Origin of the sequence: Salinibacillus xinjiangensis, from assembly GCF_009649735.1 — a bacterium.
Lineage (GTDB): Bacteria > Bacillota > Bacilli > Bacillales > Alkalibacillaceae > Salinibacillus > Salinibacillus xinjiangensis.
The window spans coordinates 165,188-187,511 of sequence record NZ_WJNH01000003.1; the positions used below are offsets into that span (position 1 = coordinate 165,188).

At 34.5% G+C, this 22,324-nt stretch carries 21 protein-coding genes and 1 other annotated feature (1 of these 22 only partly in view); of the genes, 19 read left to right on the top strand and 2 right to left on the bottom strand.

All coding sequences use genetic code 11. The annotated features are described in order from the left end of the window. Nucleotides 1-16 precede the first annotated feature (16 nt). From GH754_RS06370 to GH754_RS06450, 17 genes are all read left to right on the top strand, one after another. Nucleotides 17-1,216 carry an ABC transporter substrate-binding protein gene (locus tag GH754_RS06370; RefSeq protein WP_153727892.1) on the top strand — a complete coding sequence of 400 codons (1,200 nt, stop codon included), beginning with the start codon at nucleotides 17-19 and terminating at the stop codon, nucleotides 1,214-1,216. A gap of 369 nt (nucleotides 1,217-1,585) precedes the next feature. Beyond that, on the top strand, nucleotides 1,586-2,161 hold the full coding sequence (locus GH754_RS06375; RefSeq protein WP_153727893.1) for a DinB family protein: 576 nt from the start codon (nucleotides 1,586-1,588) through the stop codon (nucleotides 2,159-2,161). Between the two features lie 15 nt (nucleotides 2,162-2,176). After that, nucleotides 2,177-2,770 (top strand): DUF6438 domain-containing protein, encoded by a 594-nt coding sequence (locus GH754_RS06380; protein ID WP_153727894.1) that lies wholly within the window; start codon nucleotides 2,177-2,179, stop codon nucleotides 2,768-2,770. 294 nt (nucleotides 2,771-3,064) lie between these two features. Then, nucleotides 3,065-4,354 (top strand): DNA (cytosine-5-)-methyltransferase, encoded by a 1,290-nt coding sequence (gene dcm / locus GH754_RS06385; protein ID WP_153727895.1) that lies wholly within the window; start codon nucleotides 3,065-3,067, stop codon nucleotides 4,352-4,354. 193 nt (nucleotides 4,355-4,547) lie between these two features. After that, entirely contained in the window at nucleotides 4,548-6,092 is a 1,545-nt protein-coding gene (locus GH754_RS06390) for a MutH/Sau3AI family endonuclease (protein WP_153727896.1), read from the top strand. Between the two features lie 23 nt (nucleotides 6,093-6,115). Continuing rightward, nucleotides 6,116-8,518 (top strand): hypothetical protein, encoded by a 2,403-nt coding sequence (locus GH754_RS06395; protein WP_153727897.1) that lies wholly within the window; start codon nucleotides 6,116-6,118, stop codon nucleotides 8,516-8,518. Then, on the top strand, nucleotides 8,518-9,729 hold the full coding sequence (locus GH754_RS06400; RefSeq protein WP_153727898.1) for a ParB N-terminal domain-containing protein: 1,212 nt from the start codon (nucleotides 8,518-8,520) through the stop codon (nucleotides 9,727-9,729). Before GH754_RS06395 ends, GH754_RS06400 begins: the two co-directional genes overlap by 1 nt. Continuing rightward, nucleotides 9,722-12,274, top strand: a complete 2,553-nt coding sequence (locus GH754_RS06405) for an SNF2-related protein (RefSeq protein ID WP_153727899.1) — start codon at nucleotides 9,722-9,724, stop codon at nucleotides 12,272-12,274. The genes GH754_RS06400 and GH754_RS06405 overlap by 8 nt, the downstream gene beginning before the upstream one ends. A gap of 79 nt (nucleotides 12,275-12,353) precedes the next feature. Then, complete coding sequence (locus tag GH754_RS06410; RefSeq protein WP_153727900.1) at nucleotides 12,354-13,349, top strand: HNH endonuclease domain-containing protein; 996 nt, start codon at nucleotides 12,354-12,356, stop codon at nucleotides 13,347-13,349. A gap of 211 nt (nucleotides 13,350-13,560) precedes the next feature. Next, a complete protein-coding gene (locus GH754_RS06415; protein ID WP_153728093.1) occupies nucleotides 13,561-14,388 on the top strand; it encodes a glycerophosphodiester phosphodiesterase in 828 nt (275 codons plus the stop codon). A 187-nt stretch (nucleotides 14,389-14,575) separates the two neighbouring features. Beyond that, nucleotides 14,576-15,394, top strand: coding sequence for a nuclease-related domain-containing protein (locus GH754_RS06420; protein WP_228550161.1), 819 nt, complete (start codon nucleotides 14,576-14,578; stop codon nucleotides 15,392-15,394). Nucleotides 15,395-15,403: 9 nt separating this feature from the next. Then, nucleotides 15,404-15,727: a nucleoside triphosphate pyrophosphohydrolase gene (locus tag GH754_RS06425; protein ID WP_153727902.1), complete on the top strand. Its 324-nt coding sequence runs from the start codon at nucleotides 15,404-15,406 to the stop codon at nucleotides 15,725-15,727. A gap of 48 nt (nucleotides 15,728-15,775) precedes the next feature. Next, nucleotides 15,776-16,228, top strand: coding sequence for a nucleoside deaminase (locus GH754_RS06430; RefSeq protein WP_153727903.1), 453 nt, complete (start codon nucleotides 15,776-15,778; stop codon nucleotides 16,226-16,228). 44 nt (nucleotides 16,229-16,272) lie between these two features. Then, nucleotides 16,273-16,554, top strand: a complete 282-nt coding sequence (locus GH754_RS06435; protein ID WP_153727904.1) for a hypothetical protein — start codon at nucleotides 16,273-16,275, stop codon at nucleotides 16,552-16,554. A 424-nt stretch (nucleotides 16,555-16,978) separates the two neighbouring features. Continuing rightward, entirely contained in the window at nucleotides 16,979-17,326 is a 348-nt protein-coding gene (locus GH754_RS06440; protein ID WP_153727905.1) for a PadR family transcriptional regulator, read from the top strand. Next, nucleotides 17,304-18,173, top strand: a complete 870-nt coding sequence (locus GH754_RS06445) for a permease prefix domain 1-containing protein (protein WP_153727906.1) — start codon at nucleotides 17,304-17,306, stop codon at nucleotides 18,171-18,173. Before GH754_RS06440 ends, GH754_RS06445 begins: the two co-directional genes overlap by 23 nt. Then, complete coding sequence (locus tag GH754_RS06450; RefSeq protein WP_153727907.1) at nucleotides 18,170-18,592, top strand: hypothetical protein; 423 nt, start codon at nucleotides 18,170-18,172, stop codon at nucleotides 18,590-18,592. The genes GH754_RS06445 and GH754_RS06450 overlap by 4 nt, the downstream gene beginning before the upstream one ends. A 127-nt stretch (nucleotides 18,593-18,719) precedes the next feature. Here GH754_RS06450 and GH754_RS06455 read toward each other — a convergent pair whose 3' ends face one another. Further along, a complete protein-coding gene (locus GH754_RS06455; protein ID WP_153727908.1) occupies nucleotides 18,720-19,262 on the bottom strand; it encodes an NAD(P)H-dependent oxidoreductase in 543 nt (180 codons plus the stop codon). Between the two features lie 68 nt (nucleotides 19,263-19,330). Further along, entirely contained in the window at nucleotides 19,331-20,008 is a 678-nt protein-coding gene (locus tag GH754_RS06460; RefSeq protein ID WP_153727909.1) for a type 1 glutamine amidotransferase domain-containing protein, read from the bottom strand. A gap of 954 nt (nucleotides 20,009-20,962) precedes the next feature. Between GH754_RS06460 and GH754_RS06465 the strand changes: the two genes are divergently transcribed. Further along, the gene (locus GH754_RS06465) at nucleotides 20,963-21,127 is read left to right on the top strand and encodes an SRPBCC family protein (RefSeq protein ID WP_153727910.1); all 165 of its coding nucleotides are present in this window, start codon (nucleotides 20,963-20,965) and stop codon (nucleotides 21,125-21,127) included. A gap of 253 nt (nucleotides 21,128-21,380) precedes the next feature. After that, entirely contained in the window at nucleotides 21,381-22,187 is an 807-nt protein-coding gene (locus GH754_RS06470; RefSeq protein WP_323741882.1) for a LysM peptidoglycan-binding domain-containing protein, read from the top strand. A 64-nt stretch (nucleotides 22,188-22,251) separates the two neighbouring features. Beyond that, nucleotides 22,252-22,324 (top strand) — a binding site (T-box leader); it runs 193 nt beyond the window's last position.

Below are 22,324 nucleotides of genomic sequence, written 5' to 3' on the forward strand. Positions count from 1 at the left end.
AAAAGGAGGAAGTAATATGAGAAAAGCATTATATCTGATGGGTTTAATCACCTTGATGTTCATGTTGGCTGCTTGTTCTGAGTCCAATGAAACAGGTGGGGGAGACAATGGAGAAAGTGGTAATAGTGGAGGCCAGTCAGAAGGGGTTGTCAATATTGGCTATAGTGGGCCATTGAGCGGGCCAGCTGCCTATTATGGGGAAAACACACTAAGTGGGTTAGAGATGGCTGTAGAAGAAATTAATGAAGAAGGTTTTGAAGTAGATGGTACGACCTACAAGATTAACTTGGAAACGCTGGACGATCAATACCTACCGAATGAAACGGCCGCAAACGCAAAGAGATTAAAACAGGAGCATGATACACCAATTATTTTCACGCCTCATAGCGGAGGAATCGCCGCCCTTCAAGTATTCAACGAGCAGGAGGAATTTATTGTTGCCGCTTATTCAAGTGAACCAGCCATAACGGAAGCAGGGAATTCTCTAACCGTAAGAATCCCTCCTAATTACGAAGGGTACCTTGAGCCCTTTACGAATTATCAAATGGAGCGGTTTGGACCGAAGCTTGCGGCACTACCACCGGTTACCCAATATGGTCAAGATTGGGCTGAAGCCTTAATTCCACACTGGGAAGAGCAAGGCGGGGAAGTTGTGTATAATTCGTCCATTGATTTCTCAAAGGATACCGATTTCTTTACGATGTTAACCAATGCCCTTGAGGCCGATCCCGATGTCTTATTTATTGGTGGACCATCTGAGCCTACTGCTAAAGTCGCCCAGCAGGCTAGAGAGTTAGGTTTTGAAGGTGGCTTTATGGTCATGGACCAAGCGAAACTAGATGAAATGAAGGCTGTAATGGGCGGCTCTTATGAACCATTAGAAGGTGCGATTGGGACCATGCCATTAGTGAATGCTGATTATCCAGGTTCAGCAGACTTTGTGGAGAAATATCGGGCAACCCATGATAAAGACCCGGGTTCAGAGGCCGGATTCCACTATCTCTCCATGTATGTGTTTGTAGAGGCAATGAAAGCTTCAGGTACAGTCGATGATGCGAAGGCCATTCATGAACATATCCAAGACGGATTAGACGCCCTTCCAGATGATAAAAAGGTTTACGAGATTCCTAGTATTGGTGAAAATGGAGGATTTGAAATTAACACGAGTGTAGCTGCCGTTGAGGACGGACAGATCACGCCGATTGCCCTTGATTAGCTGCTAGAGAAAATTCGACATTCATTTTGGTCAAGGGTTCGGTTTTGGAGTACAAAATATGAAATAGCGCACTAATTATCAGACCAAATCTTATATGATTTGGTCATTTTCTTTTTCTTATATGTCAGGGATTATCGGACAGTAACATTAGCATACAAAACCGCAACCCCGAAAAAACGTAATGACAATAGCAATTGTCAGCGTGGTATTTACTGCGTTAATTGGTTAGGTATTTGCTATGTTAATTTTATTGAACTAAATAAGTAATTGTCATTATATGTTAAAATGAAAATGGAATTTGTACTTAAATTAACGTGTCAGGTTTAGTGAAACAAATAGAAAAAGCTGAATGAGAAGGGAGGACTCATCATGAAATCACTTTCTATCCAACATCATTTTTCTACACTGGAGAGGCAAAGGCAGATGCTTTTTCCACAGTTGAATACCTTATCCAATGAACAGTTATGGTCAAGGCCAGCTAAAGAAAAATGGGGGGTGGGTGAGTCAATCTATCATTTATATTTAATGATGAAGCTCGTCAAACATGCAGCAACACTAACAATTCCGAGCATGAAGCTATATTCTAGATTTGTGAAAGACAAACCCTTTCCGCGGGAAACATATGATATTTATCAAGAATATAAAGAAAAGAAGAAAAAAGGTATGAAGGCACCTTTTGTGTTAAACCCTCCCCAAAGGATACGATATCGATTGGATTTTAAGGAATTGCATCAACTCCTTATGAAGGAAACAGAAAAAGTGAAGAGTAAGGTAGAGCGTATAGATGAGGATATTGCGGGGCATATCGTGTTCTTTGATCCTGTTGCTCACTATCCAAATCTCATACAGGTTATTCACTTACTAGCCATTCATGAACAGCATCATTTTAGCATTATTAAAAGTGACTGGAAAAATATCCATCTACATAACGAAGAAAATACATAACTAGGGGGAAGAGGAATGTTTCAAAAACTGTATCTCGAACGAACTGGATGCTACGGCACATGCCCAATCTTCTATGTAGAGGTCTACTCAGATGGAACCTTAAACTGGAACGGAGAAATGTTTGTCTCACATATTGGGAAAAAGTCCTTTACCATCAGTGAAAAGAAAATTCAAAAGCTAAATGACCTTATCGAATCCTTTGATTATCGCCATTACACATATGAACCTGGTGATCTGTTCGCAACCGATCATCCTCATTGTATAACACGAGTAGAGTTTGAAGATGGGTTTGTGAACGAGGTTGATCATTATTTAGGAAATCAGGACAGTTTTGTGAATGAATCAAAGCATTCCATAGCGAATCTTGAGAAGTTCGAGAATAAGGTTGAACAGATTTTAGGGATTCGTCAGCTTATTAAGCAGACACTTTATATTTATCATGTTTATACGGAAGATAAGGAAGTTGAGAGTGTGGTTTCGGCCCCGAATCAGGAGAAGGCATTGGAGATGGTGGTGGAGAAGTATGGTGATCGGGATTGGTGGGTTCGTCGGATTGGGAGGGATACGACTGGGGCTTTGTGGAGTTATGTAGTTATAGAAAAAAATTAAATAGTTTAGTATTTTTTTGTTCATTATCTTTTTTAGCTTTATCCATACTTATAATACTTGGATAGAAATATCATTACTAAATTGATCTAATTTAATGCTTAATTGAATATTTTTTTATTTTTATCAATAATTTTTTAGTTAAACATTGATATAGAACGATCGTTCGTTTATAATGATGATATTCAAATTAACATATCTATATTATTTTATGTTAAAATAAATAACTTAGTAAGGATTTAATAGATATTGATAATGTACCGAATGCAAGGCTCTTCTGAAAGGTAGGTGGTTGATATGTTACAAGTAGTAGAATTATTTGCCGGTGTAGGCGGCTTTCGTCTTGGGCTAGAATCAACAAATGGTTTTGAAGTTGTATGGGCAAATCAATGGGAACCAGCAACGAAAATACAGCATGCATTTGATTGTTATGCTAAAAGATTTGGCGATAGTGGTATCCATGTAAATGAAGATATTTCAGAAGTGTGGAATGATGCACCGCAACATGATTTGTTGGTCGGCGGTTTTCCTTGTCAAGATTATTCAGTTGCTCGTACTTTATCTGGAGAATCGGGTATACAAGGAAAAAAAGGTGTGCTATTTTGGGAAATCATGAAAATTATAGAAGATAAATCACCACGCTATGTGCTTCTTGAAAATGTTGATCGGTTGTTAAAATCTCCATCCCAGCAACGAGGTCGTGACTTTTCTATTATGCTTGCTAGTTTTAGAGATGCTGGCTATTCCGTGGAGTGGAGAGTAATAAATGCAGCGGATTACGGTTTTGCACAACGTAGAAGAAGGGTTTTTATCTTTGCATATAGAAACGATACAGTATTTGCTAGAAACCAGCGCTCCCTTTCACCAGAAAATCGGATACATTCTAACGGTTTTTTTGCACCTAAGTTTCCAGTTCATGGAGAGCCTCTAACAAAACATAAAGATGTTAATAACAAGTTATTAAATGATATTGTAGATATCTCTAATCAATATAAGGAGAACTATCGTAATGCCGGAACCATGATTGATGGGAATGTTTTTTCAAGAGAAGTGACACCAATAGAAGTAGATTCCATACCATTGCGGGATATACTAGAAAAAGCATACAATGATTATGGCCCAGCTGATGAAAAATATTATTTAGACAATATAAAATTAAGGAAAAGTGGACGTTCTGAATTGGAAGAGATGAAATATTTAAAAGGTGCTAAGAAAATCAAACGTGTTTCGAAGTCTACTGGATATGAATATAAATATTCAGAAGGGAGCATGTCATTTCCGGATGATCTGAATAAACCTGGGAGAACTATGTTAACTTCTGAGGCAACTTGTAATAGAAGTTCCCATGTGGTAGAGGATTTATATACCGGAAGGATTCGTTATTTGACTCCTGAAGAGTGTGAATTACTAAATGAATTTCCAGCAGGCTGGACCAACACAGGGATGCCCGATAGAACGAGGTATTTCTGTATGGGGAATGCCCTTGTTGTTGGTTTAATAAAAATGATGGGCCATAGAATAATTGAGATAGAAGAAGAAGAAAAAAGGGTAATTAAGAAAAATCCACTACAGTTAGAATTATTTTAATAAATCGAGTGTCTGTTATTTAAAGACACTCGATTTTCTTTTTTAAGTATAAGAATATTTTACTTTTATTAATATTCAATTAGATAACAATCAAAGAAAGTTGGAAAATTTTATTTTATCCAAATGGGAATAATTATATAATTAATGTTATAATAACAAAAAAATCCCAAAATTAGTTAAAAAGGTGATTACTTTGTCATTTACTAAAAACACATTAGAATTGGAGCTTTTAAACGAATTTGAAGAGTTTATTGGCCTTTCATTTGAAGAAATTTCATATAAGGTAAGTATAAATCCCGCACTGATATCGAAAAAAGCATCCGTGGTTGCTATCGTTAACAGAATGTTAGATTATAAGAGTTTGGACAAGAAAGAACTTGAAAATAAAGTAGCACCTATGCAATTATCTCTTAAAACTGTTCGTTTACAACCTAATGGAAAACCAAGGGAATCGATGTCATTTGAAAATGTGGATTTTGTTGAAATTACCGAAGAAACATGGCAAGAGAGTAAGTTGAGAGAAAAATTTGTTGAATCCATCTTTTTATTTTTCGTTTTTCAATATACAGAGACACTTGATGGAAAAATCTTATTGTTTAAGGGAGTTAAAGTATGGCAGATGCCAGAAAAAACGTTAAACACAGATATAAAAAAGTTGTGGAATGTAATAAGGGAAAAAGTAAATAATGGAGTGATTTTAAAGGAAAAAAAAGTAGGCAACAGGATAGTTATCGAAAATAATTTACCTGGAAAAAATGATAACAATGTAGCACATATACGTCCTAAGGCTAATGATGGAAACGACAAAATAGAATTACCTGATGGTCAGATGATTACAAAGCAAGCATATTGGTTAAATAACAGTTATATTGCATTAATATTAATGGATATGCCTGCAGTAAATAGGAGACATTCTAATTATCAAAAAAATGATTTAATATTATCTAAAGAATTAATAAATTCCCTTAATACAAAATTAAGTGAGGCAGTATATCCTATAGAGGAGTTCATTATAAAAGTAAAGCAGGTTATTCCTAGTTTTACAACTCTAGATGTTAACCGTAATTTGCTTTCCACACTTGGCTATAAAATAGATAAACGGTTTGTAATTAAAGATCATTTGGAAAGTGTTGACCAATATCTATACGATATTATATTTAGTAGACCTTATTTTTCAGTACCTAACAACCCTGTTTTTGTTACATCTTATGTAAAACGTAAGATTGATAACTATGAGAATGACTATAAGTTATTAAAAATTGAAAAAAATCAGTATATAACCAATAATAACCTTCTTAAAGGAGGAATTGTAAAACAGGATTTAATAAGTTATAAAACAGCTGTTGAGAGATTTGTAGAAGAGGGAAATTTCTTCACTATTCGTACTTTAAAACAACGATTTACTCATGAACTTGATGAGTATGGATTTGAAGATGTATTTTATGAGAGTATTCTAATGAGGCCGGGTCGCTTGAAATATTTGAAACTAGCTGACCAGATTGTATTTGTTAAATCGTTGAGAGAAATAACAATCGATGATTTTGTTGCTTATTTATTAATTAATAGTAAGTCTATGTCAGTAGATGAATTAATTAACAGAGCGTGGTCTGTTTGTAATTTGGAAATTGACTATGATTATGCTATTAGATTGATGAAAAACACATCATATTTTTATTCTACAGATCTTCTTAAACTGTATGAAACTAAAGAAGTCTATTATAAAGAAATATATGATTAAAGAAGAAAAAAGGTGAATGCAGTATGTATAATCTTTATGTATTATGTCTTTATGGAATATCATTACGTCAAGTTAAAAATCTAGTAAAATCAGGTCTATCTTTAAAGGATTTTGAGGATAGAACTGAAAAAATTAATGAATTGATTAATCATAAACCTACATTAGTAAGGAAAATTGATGATATTATCCCAATTATAAGTGATGTTGAACGAGCGGATAATTTATATCAACTTGCGCATATGGGTCTTTCTGAAGTTATTATTAAAAACTTAATAGATTTAAATATTAGTTATTTTGACATAAATGAACTTACTTTAGAAAAGTTTAGTGAAATGAATGGTGGTAACCGTAAAAGTGTTTATAAAAAAATCATTTCATCATTTGAAAAAGTTGAACAAAGTAAGGGGAGAATATCAAACTGGAAATTGAGGGAGTTAATACTTGATATATTAAACAATCTTAAGCTAGATGAAATTATACACTTTAATAAAATTGAAGAGCTTATATCAAGTGAAAGTCATTTAAAAATTAACAGGAATGCAATTCAATCTGTCTTGAAAGAATTACATTCTACAAAATATATAATATACGATTCAAATGAAGTAAAGCGGTATTATCCTAAACTTACAGATTTTATTAGGAAAGAGTTTAAAGATAAAAAAATATTTATTGAGAGATTACAGGGAAAAACGCTATCTCAACTGGCAAACTATTATCAGTATTCTAGGCAAGGAATACGGAACATCGAAAAAAGAGTTCTTAAAAGAATGCCATTTTTTGAAGAAGAATTACGATATAATGAAACATTCGGAAAATTTGATATTGAACAAGACTTGTTTTGTAACCTGTTTCAGGAGCCTCCTGAAGTATATAATTATCTAAACCTAAAATATGATAAGGGTAACAAATGTATTTTAGATGATGTGTTTAACCCAAAATTTACAGAGGTGCAGCGTAGACAAATTCTTAGGTACTACAATGTATTCTTAAATAAAAAGGGAGAAATTAAGGAATTATCTAAAATTAGTATATTTGATGAAGTAGTTTCTAAATATGCCATTAACTCAGTAACGGATGCTGAGATTGTGGATAAGTTCAATGAGTATATCATCAAGAATAACCTTCCTAGGAATTATTTATCAGATGAATCATCATTAAGGGGAATAAGTGATAGATGTCAATTAAGTATTAAGGGAAAGGGCAATACTTATAGATACTATGATTTTGAAGTAATTACAAATGAGGCAATCGGCATTCTAAAAGAACTAATAGAGGTTGAACCAGGTGTTTATAGTATGAGAAAAATATTCAGTGAAAATCCTGAGATAATGAACGAATTTGATATACGTACTGAACATGAGTTACACAATTTATACCGACGTATGATTGATGTTGATGGTGTTATTTACAACAGAATGCCTGAATTTACAATTGGAAATGTAACTAAGAGAGAATTTTTAGTCGAATTATTTAAAGAATATTCACCTATACCTTTAAAGGAATTTGCAGAGTTTGTTGAAGAAGTATATGGTTTGCGACAGGATTCCCTGACCAGCTTTATTCTCAGCAATTTAAATAATTATATTTATGAAGATGTTATAAAAACAGATTATATTGAGTTGTCGGATGAAGAATATTACCAACTTAAAAATTTACTTACAAGACCTATCTACACTATGGAAGAAATTAAGAAATTAGGCAGTTCAATAACGCACGACTTTGGCGAGAGTTTTATTAATAATATGACTTTATCTAAAGTGGGCTATCAAATTAGGAGTAATTTTGTTTTAAGTAATATCTTTAATAGCGTAGATGAGTATTTTCGCAATATGATTTTGTCACAAGATTACTTTGTAAATGAACACCTTCCTGTATATCAAACACAATCTTTCAAAGTTGTAATCTATAATCTAGAAAAGAACTTTGAAATTTTCAAAATTGAAACAGATATTTATATAACTTTTAAGAAATTATCACATGCGGGTATATCTTTAGATGATATAATGGATTATAAACGCGCATTATTAGAGTTTATTGAAGAGGATGAAAACAAATATTTCACACTGTTATCGATTAGGGAGGAAGGTTTTGAACATCCTTTAGATGATTTAGGGTTCCCTAATACGTTTTATGAACGATTGATTTGGGCTTTTGAAGAATTCAGAGCTGTACAGACATCTACTGGTTATATCTTGAAAAAGACTGATGGTATACTCTCTTTACGCGAATTCCTATATGATTATGTTTCGGAAAGACGTGTAGTTAAATTAGAGGGCTTAATAGATGAAATAAAAGACATTTATGGTATTTTTTTAGATACTACAAAGGTGATATATTCACTTAAACAAACAGATGTATTTTATTCTGAGGAAATGTTTAAATTTTATATTGATAAGGAAGATTTTTATGAGGAGGTATATGAATAATGAAAGAGAAAAATTTAATAGAGCTAATTGGTAAGGATATAACTATAACAACAGGAACCCGCAAGCTTTCTATCAAAGGGAAAACAGAAAACTATAAAGTTTACCGCATTCCGCTGGAATACTTATTCTATAATGATCAAAATGGACGAATTGCTACTTATATCAGTAAACATGAGGATGAGCATGGTAAATTAAATATGGATGATATAGATAACTATAACAGTATAATTCATGATTTTATTGAAGAGTCCAATAAAAATGCTTTAAACAAGACTAAAAATAATATCAAATTGTTTGGGCAACGAGTTCCAGGTGTTGTTCTACAAAATGGACGAATTATTGATGGTAATCGAAGATTCACTTGTCTTCGTGATTTACACGAGGAGGAAGGAAAAGATTATTACTTTGAGGCGGTAATCTTAGATACAGAACAGGGAATTTCCTCAAAAGACATTAAAAGACTTGAGTTGAATTTACAGCATGGTGAAGAAAGACCAGTAGATTACAATCCTATTGATAACTTAGTCGATGTGTACAAAGATTTAGTTGAAAATGAAACTTTTACTGTAAAAGAATATGCACTTAACACGAATACCAAGGAAAAAGAAGTTGAAAAATTAAAGAAAAAATCTATTTTAATGGTAGAATTTCTTGAATTTATTAACGCCAAAGGTAAGTATTATATTGCTCGAGATTTGAATCTGGATGGACCATTACAAGAAGTCATGATAATTTTAAATCGTACAAGTGAAGATCAGCAAGAAGACGTAAAAAGTGCACTCTTTACATCCTTGTTAACATCAAACAAAGGTGATCTAACAAGGCATATTCGTGAAATAGGTAGAGATATTATTAACACGAAAAATTCTGAAGAATTCCTAGAAGAATATGAAGAGGTTGTTGAAGAGGTATATGATTCTTTACAAGAAGAAGATGTAGTTGATATCTCAACGATTAACCAAAAAATTGCTGCTAAGAAAGACTTGAAAGAAGAAAGTAATCAACTCATTGAAAAGAAAATTGAAACAAACAGAATTGATCAAGCTCGAAATAAACCAGTAGATTTATTGGAGAGATCCTTTCAAGCATTGGATTCCATTGATACAACCGCTGTTTCTAGAATGGGAGATGATAACAAAGAAAACTTCAAAGAATTACTTCATAAAATTCAATCAACAGTCGAACTTTTAGGAGAAAAGCTCGATGTTTAAGGAATTAGCGTTAAGGCCAAGTTATTACACAACTGATGGAGATACAGTTGATGCTTTTTATAATCCTGTATTATCAAATGCAGTTAAATATGACCGGGTAAGTGGTTATTTTAGTTCTAAGGCTCTTGCTTCATATGCCAAGGGTCTTAGTGGATTATATAAAAACGGTGGCCGATTTCGATTAATTATTTCACAGGATATTAGTGAAGAAGATTTTAATTTAATTAAACAAGGCTATGCTCTAAGAAAGGAAATTACAAATGGATTAATAGGTAAATTAGAGGAGCCTTTAACTCTAGAAGAAGAGGTAAACTTCTATAATCTTGCCCATCTCATAGCTCAAGGAATTGTAGATATAAAGATAGGATTTAAAAAGAATGGTTTGTTTCATTCTAAGTTTGGTTTATGTACTGATAAAGGTGGAAATGTAATTTATTTTACGGGTTCTAATAATGAGACATACGCCGCAATAACACATAATTATGAAGGGTTCGATATTACTGCTTCTTGGTTAGCCTCTGAATTTGATTTGCAAAAATTAGAAAAAGCTGAAAAAGAGTTTGATTTACTATGGAATGACAATGTAAAAGAAAAAAATATTTTTATAAAAGAAATAAATGAAGTCGTAAAGAATAAAATTATGACCTATGATAAGGGGAGAATTATTGTGGATGTAGATATGCTAACTGAAGACGCATTGATTTTAACCATAGAGGATAACCATCTAGTCATTCAAGATAATTTAGACTCTTATCAAATTAACCCCAACGACTTTGCTTTAGCACGGAAGCTTAAACGATATTATGATGGTGGCTATCCTACTTTTAGAACAGATTTAACTTACATAGATATGCAAAAAATAATTAAAATACTGGAGAAATATGCTAACAAAAAACGATTTAATTTTGTAGTAAGTAAAAAACTTCTAGAGTATATTGATCAGCATTCATATTGGATTGAAGAACGTTCTAAATATGGTGTATTAATAAAAAATCGTGATTCTCGAGTTATTACTGATTATAAAAAGTTTACGTCAATTGTATCCGGAGAATTGGAACGTATATTAAGGGAACAACAAATGTGGAGTGCATTCTACATGACTCAAATGAAAAAAGCGGCCAATTTCTCCGTTCCAGGTGCTGGTAAAACGTCTATGGTTTACGGAGCCTTTGCATATCTTAACTCCACAGAGGTACAGAAGGCCGATAAAATTGTAATGATTGGTCCAAAAAATTCTTTTCTTTCGTGGAAACTTGAATTCAAAGAGAATTTTGGTAACAGAAAGGAACTCAAGGTACTAGACATTCATGAAGAGGAGGCCGCAGATGTACAGTTAAGACTTAATGGAGCAAATAAAAATTTAATTCTTATTAATTATGAGTCATTAGGAAAATATGAATCGGCTTTATCAGATATTATTGATAGTAAGACTGTTCTTGTGTTTGATGAAGTTCATAAAATTAAGGGTGTGCAGAGTGTTCGAGCACAAGTTGCCAAAAGAATTGCTGAAAAGCCCGTTTATAAATTTGTACTAACAGGGACTCCAATACCAAATTCATACCAGGATATATTTAACTTTTTGAACATTCTTTACAAGGAAGAATATAAAATGTTCTTCAATTTTCAGTTAAATGAACTAAAAAATCCTGGACTAACTGAAATTAATGAAATCAATGAAAAACTCTATCCATTTTTTTGGCGTACGAATAAAAAACAACTTGAAGTTCCTAAAGCTAACGAAGATATGATTATAAAGTGTCCCATGAACTATGATGAACAGGAAATTATTAATTTGTTATATCGTAAGTATGGCAATTCTGCGTTTCATTTATATATTCGCTTAATTCAGGCATCAACAAATCCGGAGTTGTTATTAAAATCAATAGATTTCATTGAGATGTATGGGGAAGAATTAGTAAAAGACTGGGATAATGAACTGCAGACTGATAATGTTACATTTAGCGAGGAAGAAATAAACATTATACGAAGAGTGTCTGAAACTTCAAAATTCAAAAAAACCTTACAATTGGCAGAAAAGTTACATGGAGAGAACAAGCAATCAATTATATGGTGTATGTTTGTCAATACAATTGATAAAGTGTACCGTGATTTAAGTTCTAAGGGAATTAAAGCTGCTGTGATTTATGGGAGCACTCCCCAGCAGGACCGAGATAATATTATTGAGCTATTTAAGAGAGAACAAATCGAAGTATTAATTACTAATCCACATACTTTGGCAGAATCTGTTTCTCTTCATAAAACTTGTCATGATGCCATTTATCTTGAGTACTCCTTTAATCTTACACATATGCTTCAATCAAGAGATCGAATACACAGACTTGGTTTGCCTGATGGACAATACACACAATATTATTATTTTATGTTAGAAAACAAAAGTGAAGAACAGAGAAACACAATCGATGAAAAGATTTATATACGGCTTAAAGAAAAAGAAAAACAAATGTTGGATGCGATTGAAGGGGATGTATTAACGCCTGAACCATCTGATGATATGGATGAAATATTGAAATTGTTTGAATTATAAGTAAGGATTTGATGTGAATAGCTTAAATTTTAGTTTTTAAAGCCAAATAATAGTAGAGGACTAAAATTAGAGGTGCAATATGAGTCATAACCTTAAAGTGGGAGAACTAAAAGAGGAATATTTAACTGATGAAGAGATATGGCGAATCTTGACAATTGTTTTATCTAATAAATCCGCTAAGTCTGCCACATATAAGTATGCACTTATAAAATCACTGATTGAAAATTTGTATCAGGTCAATGATAGCTTTGAGCTAACGTATGACCAGCTTGCGTATTCTTTTGCGAAGGTTTATTGGAATTTGGTAGTCCAACATAAGTTAGAAAAACACAACACTGGAGCAAACGCTAGAGTTGTTACTATAATTAAAGAATTTCAGCAACAAAACATTATACCTTCTGAAATAAGTTTTGATAAAATTAGGGACTCTCTTCAATTTAATTTAGTATCTCAAGTCAAAGGCGTAATGAAACGGAATGTGTTCGGCGCTCTTTATGGCGATACCCGACATCGTTTCTATGCCTTTGACCACAAGCGTGAATACTTAAGGTTGAGCCCAAGTGTTCAAAAATTCATGATGAAATATCAAAGACTTATTGTAAACCTAACTAACTACCATATGGCGGTTATGATTGAAGAATTGAACGAGTTGCCAAGTATTAACTACTTACTAAGTAAAGTAGAGAGTATTGCCAAGAGGAATTCATTGAAACCATTTGAACAGATACTCCTTAGTCATTTTGAAAATGAATGCTTCTATTGTGGCAAACCATTATCTAATCGAAAAGGAAGTACCCATGTTGATCATTTCATTCCATGGTCGTTTGTTCAATCTGATCAAATTTGGAATTTGGTATTATCCTGCAGTACCTGTAATGTATCCAAAAATGATAAAGTTCCAAAACGAAGCTTCCTGGATACCATTATTAACCGCAATCAGAAGTTAGTTATGAAGTTTGAGGATAAGCGTACACGATTGATGGAAAATTATCGAGACAAAAAGATTATCATGCTATATGATTATTCGATAAAAAATGGGTTTGATAAGATTTGGGTTCCAAAATCATATAACTAAACAATAGATATCAAATGCTCTTTTTTTCTGAAATATGCTTATGTTCAAGTCAACACACCAAGGGTCTTTTGCATTGCTGCAATTGACCCACATTTTTTTACAGTCTCTTATTCTCCTATTTAAACGAGTTTAACAGTCTCTTTTTATACTAATAGACAAATAGAGGAGAGGAGAGATTCTTTTGAAGAAAAGAAAAATTAGTTCAATCATTATGATGTCTGTTGTTTTCATCTCTTTATTTAATGTCCCAGTATTTGCAGCAACTGGGGAAACAGCAACAACACAACAGCAGCAAAAGATTGTGAATGTTGCCCACAGAGGTGCTTCCGGGCATGCTCCCGAAAATACAATGGCTGCCTTTGAAAAAGCTTTTCAAATGAAATCGGATTATATTGAAATTGATGTACAAATGACCAGGGATGGAGAAGTTGTTGCCATTCATGATACTACAGTAGACCGGACAACAAATGGTACGGGTTTTGTCGGTGATTTTACATTGGAAGAAATTCAGCAATTGGATGCAGGAAGCTGGTTTGATGAAGAGTTTGCAGGTGAAAAGATTCCAACATTTGAGGAAATCGTGGATGCCTTCCGCGGAAAAATTGGGATATTAATTGAATTGAAATCCCCCGAGCTATATCCTGGGATTGAAGAAAAAGTTGCGAATATATTAATGGAGCGTAACATGCATCTTCCGAATAACAATAAGGTGATCATTCAATCGTTCAACCATGAATCGGTCCAAAGATCAAAGGAATTGCTTCCGAATATTCCACATGGTGTACTTGCAGGAATGAGTTGGGCTGATGTCACAGACGAACAGCTTTTGGAATTTGCAACCTACGCGGATTACTTTAACCCGAATCGAAATATGGTTGACGAAGAACTAGTGGATCGTGTTCATCGTTCAGGTATGGAAGTGTATGCCTACACCGTAAGAGCGCAAGAACATGCAGATCAATTATTTGAAGCGGGTGTGGACGGTATTATTACAGACTTTCCAGAATATGTATATGATTTTTCCGGACTAAACGAATAAAGCATTTATTATTTTGGTAGTTTTATGAATTATGCTAGAAAAGGGCGCTTTCCTCTTTTAGGGAAGTGCTCTTTCTTATGTAGTATAGTTAAGATACAATTTAAGTCGAATTTTCTTATGGGAGGTATTAACAATCAATTGTCGAAATGAATAAGTATATGTAAAAAATTCAATAAAGGGGAAAATGATGTCGTTCTTAAATATATTTAAATCAAAAAAAGCTGAACAAAAGAATATAAAAACTAAAAATACAATAAATCAAAAAAAGCAAAAGAACGAAAAAATAGCCACAAGAAAAGGGGAGCTTGGAGAGTATAAAATTAACATTGAACTAGATCAGCTCCCAAAGGAATGTAAATACATAAGTGACATCATGATAGAAAATAAAAGCTCAAAATCTGGCTATTCCCAAATTGACCATGTGATTTTGACACCATATGGGATTTTTGTTGTTGAGACGAAAAACTATCAGGGAACAATTTATGGTGGGAGACAAAGAAAGACATGGTCAGTTAATGGGAAGTTTAAAATGATGAATCCATTCAATCAAAATTATGGACATATTCAAGCCCTTAAGTCTTATGTGGATAAACAATTTCATGATTATTTTATTTCTATGGTTTCATTTACAAAGAGGTCTACATTTAAAGTTGAACTTGACTTGAGAAAAGTTACTTCTAATGATTTAATTATTTATGATCTGGAGCTTTCTGAGTTTATTACTCGAAAAATTAGAAGTCAGGATAGAATATATAAGAAGCCTTTATTTACACAAGAAGATATCGATAATATTTACCGAACACTAAGTGAGATTAACATAACAGATCTTAGTAAAAGAAAATACCATGTTAATCAAATAAAATCTAATTCTCAAGGTGAATCAAGTTCCAGTGAATGTGTAGTTTGTCATAAGAGAGTATCAGAAAAGGTTAAAACATATTGTCTAACTAACAAACGTTTTAATGGAAAGATCTATTGCTTTGACCATCAAAAGACAGTAAAGTGAGGAATATTTATGCCGACATACAACAAATTAATTCGTGATCATATACCACAAATCATCGAAATGACTGGTAAAACACCAAAAACTAAAATTTTGTCCGATGAAGATTATAAAACAGCTCTACAAAAGAAAACAAAGGAAGAACTTACAGAATATTTGAATGCTAAAAGTGATGCTGATTCAATTGAAGAGTTGGCTGATATGTTGGAATTGATCCATGCCTTGGCCAAGGTTCACGGGTCAACCATTGATGAAGTTGAACATATTAGAAAACACAAAGCTGAACAGCGTGGAGGTTTTGATGAAAAGGTTTATTTAATAGAGGTAGAGGAGTAATTTGATCTCAATAGAATTAGGAATTACAGAGAAAGTTGTGGTCTAATAATGAATAAATTCATGAATCGAGCAGTTGAATTAGCTGCGGAAAATGTACGTGAAGGCGGACAGCCTTTTGGTGCCGTACTTGTGAAAAATGACGAAATGATAGCTGAAGGTGTAAATGAGCTGCACAAGAAGTTTGATGTAAGTGGACATGCAGAATTATTAGCGATTCGACGCGCACAAGAACAGCTGCATACAAATGATTTATCAGGATATACCATGTATGCCAGCGGGGAGCCTTGCCCGATGTGCTTTACGGCTATGTATTTTGCTGGGATTCGTGATGTTTATTACTGTGCATCTGTTGAAGATGCTGTTGATGCTGGACTTGGGACTTCAAAGATGATTTATGAGGATTTAAAAGTGCCGAACAGGGAACGAAAGCTTTCTATGAAACAGATGCCATTGGATGAAGGTCAAGAGGACCCAGTAAAGCTATGGAAAGATAGAGTTTAGGTAAACAATTTATCACAAATAAAGGTATTACTCGGAGGAATGGGATGCAAGAAAAAGTTAACTTTTGGTCATTTATTCTTTCAATCATTTGCATAGTATTGTTTCTAATACCGCTCTCAGGTTGGTTTGCCAATTCCATAATGGGTATTCACTCTTTAACCATTGTTTTGATTTTCACGTTATCTACATTTCTTTTAGGTGTATATGGATTTTTGGGCGTGAAAGACTGGAAAGGTATGGCTAGAAGTGTTACCACAATAGTCTTAACACTAAGTTTATCTGTATTCTTGGGGTTTATTTTATTTGTTGGGAGCATGATGAGCTAATGATGGCGGTTCTTCAATAGGAAGATTCGCGCTTGTTTTATTATATAAGGAAAGGACAAAAAAGGTACGCATTAATTATTTAGATTAACAAGAACGAAAAGTTGCAGATTTTATTTATTTAAGGGAAAAGCTAATTAGTTTTGTCTGGAGGTTGGAGTTGTATGGTACCGAAAGCAATTAAAAGCATTATTTAGGTGAAGGAATACCAAAATCGTTTTTATTGAGATTGGTGGAGCATTGAGGATACTCAATGCTCCATTTTTCTTCTTCTTCTGTTATTGCTATTTCAGAGGATAAGAGTTATCCCAACGTTCTGGGACAAGGGACCTGTTCCTCCGTCCCACAAAATTGTTGATTATTCCACTATGTTGTATTACGATATAGAGTAAGTAGTATAACGATATAGTTGAGGAGGGTACACCGAATGAGAAAAACTGAATTGTTGAAAGGGAGTACGAGTATGATTCTGTTATCGTTACTTTCTGAAAAAGATATGTACGGCTATGAAATTACTGAGAGAGTTCACCAAGTAAGTGAAGGATATTTGAGTTATAAGGAGGGAACTTTATATCCAGCTTTAAAACGGTTAGAGATAGCAGGTTTGGTAGAGAGCTATTGGCTGAAATCAAGTGATGGACCTCGCAGGAAATATTACAAAATTACTACTGCAGGAAAAAAGTCACTATCAGATCAAAAGCAGGAGTGGGGTCTGTTTCAAAAAGTCATGCATCGGATTGTGGGTGATGTAAATGTCAAAACAAGTATCGATTAGAGAGTTCGATATCTACATTAAGAACATTACCAAGGAATTACAATTAGATGAAATTGAAAAGAAAGAGCTTGAAGAAGAATGGAGGCAGCATCTTTATGATCATTATCACTCCCTTCGCTTGGAGAATGTAGATGAAAAAGAAGCCATACAAGCTGTAATCGATCAATTTGGTCCAGTTGAGATGTTGCAGAAAGAAGTTAATGAGACTTATCCTAGCTCTATGAAAAATCATGTGTTTAAAGAGGTACTCATCGGAATGATCTGCATAATTGCGAGTGTTATTGGACCCGGACTCCTGATTGGAGCTTATTTTCAACCGTACTTTATATTTGCACCTATCCAAGCTCTAGTTGCGGCTTATGTTATTTATCGTTTTATTATAAAAAAACAAACCTATTGGCTGTTTTCCATTATCGGATTCATTCCTATTTACATCATTTTCCTACAGTTTATAGCTCAGATGTACGGAACACCTTTAACATTAGAGCTTTACCTCAGTGAAATCTTCAGCTTAGATTGGAATCGTTTAGCAGGGCTTAACGGACTCTTTGAATTCCCTACACTACATATGTTCTGGTATATCATTTTGTTGACGCAATTGTGCAGGAACAATAGCTACTTATCTGTTTGGAAGCGAATGTGTAATGCTACGTTTCACTACTGGGCGATGCTTTTCATCGCTTTAGTTTTTGCTAGGTTTCAATCTAGTGCTGAGTGGTCCGTTATTTCTATGAATGTTATTCTCTTGTATGCTTTTTTGCAACAACTTATATCCAGCCAACAATTCATGCAATGGAAAGATGCCATTAATCGATGGGTTGCAAAAATAGGGGAGGGGGAATATTGAACCAAATGAAAACAAGTGCCATATCATTCCTGCTAATTACCATTATTGCATTGTTTTTTATCGATTCTGGCAACAACGAGATCGCTTATGAAATGGTCAGCTATGAGCGTTTACCTGAAGAGTATAAGGAGGATTTTAACCTCATGGGTCCAGGTGGGACGGGAATGTTTTCACACAAAGGCCATACTTACGCGTTTATTTTAACTGAACCGGATCAACAAGTTGCTGTTGAATTTGTTGGTCAAGATGCACCGATGGGGAGCTATGATGTGAAATATAGTCTTCAGCCTAAAGAGACCAATGGAGAAGCTATTGTAATAGAAGGTACACATGGTACATTTACTCCTTTTATTCTTAAATTAGAAAAGGAAGTATCTCCTCCGTTTGGTTTTACTAATACGAATGCATTGGAACAGTAAATAGTTCTTGGATTAATGGAGCTTTGAAAATACTCAAAGCTCCATTTGTCATTTCAGCTTCTCCTGCTAACAAAGGAGGAAAAACACCAAAGTTACTGGGACAGGGGACCTGTCCCTCTGACCCATATTAATGATGTAGTTTTTTGGCGGTTTCGGCTACTAATTTTCCGTATTCCCTTGCTATTTGCATTTCTGTATCATTTGGTTTATTCATTGGGGCATCTTTAGATGTTTCTACTGGAATTACGGCAGTTGCTCCATATGGATTACCATAATGCGCTCGGTCCTCATTTATGGGTCCAGCATTAGAGACGATTACCATACCATGATGTTGCATGGGTGTTTGCAATGCTCGACATACATTTTCTACTCCACCATGCTGGGTTGAAGTCGTTGCGAAAACTCCTCCAACTTTTCCTTGAAGAGCCCCCGTAAACCATAGTTGTCCTAGTTTAGAAAAGAAAGTGGCCATCTTTGGGTTTGCCTCTCCAAAGATACCTGATGAACCCCAAATAATGCCTGATGCATCTTTTAAATCATCAGGTTCAATTTCTTCAACTGATTTGTAAATAACTTCACTTCCATCCACCTGTTTAGCACCATCTGCTATTGCATTACCTAGTACTTCTGTATGTCCAAACATACTACCGTGTAGAACATAAATTTTCATACCTATTTCTACTCCTTTCAAATTTGTACATTATATCTTCTTTCATCTTGTGAATCATTATGTGTAAATTATTTCTTATTGAGTGCCTTAACTAGTTCTTCCCCCATCAGCTCAGAAGAAAACGGGTCACGACTTGTGACAATTTGGTCATCTGCCCAAACAGCGTAAGCCTTTTGATTTAAATCGCCTTTATCATATTGGGCAATCTTTGTCATTTCTTGTTCTAGGCTAAAGGGAAGAATATCAAGTAAGCCTTCAGGTTCGATTTCATCTGGATAACCTGTAACCTTTTTTCCGGAAATAATGCTTTTACCATCAGGTCGAATTGTCCAAATAAGAGGAGCTGGTCCATGACATTCTGCAGCGACAATACCACCATGATCATAAATTGAATTGATAATATGATGTAGGTCCTTATCCTTGGCAAGATCATACATTGCACCGTGTCCACCAACTACTAATATTACATCATAGTCCTGAGCATTCACATCAGAAAGCTTTTGTGTTTCATCCGCTCTTCCAGACTCATACAATGCCTTATAAGTTCCTTTTGGGTCATATTCAGGTAGAAAACTAGTTTGATCCACAGTAGGCTTTCCACCTAAAGGTGATGCAAGATCAACTATATGACCAGCATTTTCCAGAGCTTCAAGTGGAGCAAATAATTCTTCTCCCCACCAACCTGTTTCATAGCTGTTTTCTTCATCCTTATAACCACTTGATAAAACTGCAAGTACTTTTGCCATTTTCAAACCTCCATTAAATTGACAGTCGAATTTTTTAGCATTTTTTAGTGTTCCCGGCAAGGTACAAATTAAATTAGTAAAAATTTTTTAAGTTAGGCCGTATCTTTTTAATGATTTTAATTACCTCTGTCAGACATTGCAATTGGGTGTTCTATTTCATTTGATTTATGAACGTTATAAGGAGTCCCATCAGGTGCAATTTTTGTTTCGTAAAACTTGTGCTTTTCTAGAATTCGCTTTACAAATTCAACAGCTATTTCGTGCTCAGCAGACCCCTGTAATCCTTTCGTTATATTGATGTGATAACGGATACTTCGGATTTGTCAGATGAGTATTTAGCAAAACTGATTGTAAGGGCTAACAATAAATGCGGTAAACGCTTTTTTGCAGGAAATAAGACGTAGCCTTTCAGTATTTTAAAGACCGTTGGTAACTTCTAGAGGTGACGGAAAATCATATATATACAGCAATTTCAATCCTAAATATGCGCAAATGGCAATCATGATATTGAGGACCTATTACAACTTCTGTCAGCCTTTTAATTCAAATGGAGTTGAGGAAACGCCAGCACAAAGAATTGGTGTTGCTGACAGGATATATAATTGGAAAGATATCATTTACAAAAGGTAGGAAAATCTGAATTGTACGTCAAGATAATAAGAGGACATTGTGAACTATACACTCAAACTACGATGCAGTTTTAATTAACAAGAGGTTATGAACTTTAATTACGAACGGGGGCGTTCCTTAAAAAAGGAGAAGTCCCTTTTTATTATAGTAAATGGTGGTTATAGTGGAAATGTTTCATTTTTCAAGTAACTCATGTATAATAGGAACATAGGTTCGGGTAAGTGGTAGGAATTAGAAATGAGGGGGGAATGTGAGAAATGCGGAAAGGGACTTCAAAAGAATTCCATTGAATCGGCATCACCTTGAAAATGGATGAATGGCTTAGTGGCGATGGAGCGATTGGATGATGGTCCAATAAAAGTAGGAAGTGAATGGAAAGAAACGAGAAAAATGTTTGGAAAAGAGGCTTCCGAATATTTTGAGGTGAAGGAATTACAAGAACCGAAAAAGATTGTATTATACTGTGAGCTCGAAAGGAACAACAGGTAAAGGGGAATTTGTTTATACATACCATATTGCTTCATCTGATCAGCATACAGAAGTTACTTTGAATGGGGAAATTAAGGAGCTTACTGGCTTAACCAAATTATTTGGAAAATGATGGTTGGGACCTTTAAAAAAGCATGTGCCAAGGATATGGATGAATTAAAAAACTATTTGGAGAAATGATAGATTAACAGTGGTTAAGTCACAAACTTTTATGGAGGCGAATATCATAATTAGGTAAACCAAGTACCTAGGAGTGATAGGATTGCCAATTGTTGACGGTAAATCATTTATTTATACAGTTAAACAGGGGGACACCTTGTATTCCATCGCATCGCGAATTGGAGGTACAGTTCCTCTCCTAGTGGAAGCCAATGCGATTTATCCTCCGTTTACCGATCCCTATCTCATCTTTCCAGGTCAAGTATTAGTCATCTCGACACCTGGGAACAGACAAGTGAACCATATTATCAGTTCTGAGGATACACTAAATCAAATTGCGGGACGGTATTCAACGAGCGTAGATTTACTCCAAGGCATAAATCCTCAATTTACAAATCCTGACCTCATTAATCCAAATCAAGTTCTTCACGTTACTGCTTTTATCTATCTAGTTGAACAAGGGGATACACTAAACCAAATCGCTCAACGCTTTGGACTTCCCTTATCTACAATAATAGAAGCGAATCGTCAGCGACCGGGTTTCTCACCTGATGTCATCCTCCCAGGATACCAGCTCATTATCCCGATTCCAACTTCCAATAACATCGTTGTGTTCAACCCACTTCCAGGAACCATGATTGAAGAAGAACAAAATCTTGAGGGTTTTGCCCGTGCGTTTGAGGGAGTGATTCTCTACCGTCTAGTCGATCAAAACGGTCAAATCGTAACAGCAGAAGCACCTATTCAAACCAGTGCAGGTGCACCTCAATACGGGGCATTTTCCACATCGATTGCATTTGAACAGCAGCCAACGAGTCAAACAGGGGAGTTATGGGTCTACACAAGAAGCCCGCGTGATGGAAGTATTCAGGATTTGGTTAGATTATTTGTTAAATTTTAGCTCGAAAAAATAATAATACTTTTCAATAAACTCTAACTATGTCATAATAAATAAAATTTCACTTTTAAAGGCGATGAAGAGGAAAGTAAATCAACCACATTTTCTAGACAGAGAGCTTCGGTTGCTGAGAAGAAGCA

Bases quoted from the DNA above. Each gene is read 5' to 3' on its own strand.
- GH754_RS06440 (WP_153727905.1), top strand. From the start codon at position 16,979: ATGAGAAAAACTGAATTGTTGAAAGGGAGTACGAGTATGATTCTGTTA.
- GH754_RS06400 (WP_153727898.1), top strand. From the start codon at position 8,518: ATGAAAGAGAAAAATTTAATAGAGCTAATTGGTAAGGATATAACTATA.
- GH754_RS06420 (WP_228550161.1), top strand. From the start codon at position 14,576: ATGTCGTTCTTAAATATATTTAAATCAAAAAAAGCTGAACAAAAGAAT.
- GH754_RS06380 (WP_153727894.1), top strand. From the start codon at position 2,177: ATGTTTCAAAAACTGTATCTCGAACGAACTGGATGCTACGGCACATGC.
- GH754_RS06375 (WP_153727893.1), top strand. From the start codon at position 1,586: ATGAAATCACTTTCTATCCAACATCATTTTTCTACACTGGAGAGGCAA.
- dcm (WP_153727895.1), top strand. From the start codon at position 3,065: ATGTTACAAGTAGTAGAATTATTTGCCGGTGTAGGCGGCTTTCGTCTT.
- GH754_RS06415 (WP_153728093.1), top strand. From the start codon at position 13,561: ATGATGTCTGTTGTTTTCATCTCTTTATTTAATGTCCCAGTATTTGCA.
- GH754_RS06430 (WP_153727903.1), top strand. From the start codon at position 15,776: ATGAATAAATTCATGAATCGAGCAGTTGAATTAGCTGCGGAAAATGTA.
- GH754_RS06460 (WP_153727909.1), bottom strand. From the start codon at position 20,008: ATGGCAAAAGTACTTGCAGTTTTATCAAGTGGTTATAAGGATGAAGAA.
- GH754_RS06370 (WP_153727892.1), top strand. From the start codon at position 17: ATGAGAAAAGCATTATATCTGATGGGTTTAATCACCTTGATGTTCATG.
- GH754_RS06435 (WP_153727904.1), top strand. From the start codon at position 16,273: ATGCAAGAAAAAGTTAACTTTTGGTCATTTATTCTTTCAATCATTTGC.
- GH754_RS06410 (WP_153727900.1), top strand. From the start codon at position 12,354: ATGAGTCATAACCTTAAAGTGGGAGAACTAAAAGAGGAATATTTAACT.
- GH754_RS06425 (WP_153727902.1), top strand. From the start codon at position 15,404: ATGCCGACATACAACAAATTAATTCGTGATCATATACCACAAATCATC.
- GH754_RS06455 (WP_153727908.1), bottom strand. From the start codon at position 19,262: ATGAAAATTTATGTTCTACACGGTAGTATGTTTGGACATACAGAAGTA.
- GH754_RS06445 (WP_153727906.1), top strand. From the start codon at position 17,304: ATGTCAAAACAAGTATCGATTAGAGAGTTCGATATCTACATTAAGAAC.
- GH754_RS06405 (WP_153727899.1), top strand. From the start codon at position 9,722: ATGTTTAAGGAATTAGCGTTAAGGCCAAGTTATTACACAACTGATGGA.
- GH754_RS06395 (WP_153727897.1), top strand. From the start codon at position 6,116: ATGTATAATCTTTATGTATTATGTCTTTATGGAATATCATTACGTCAA.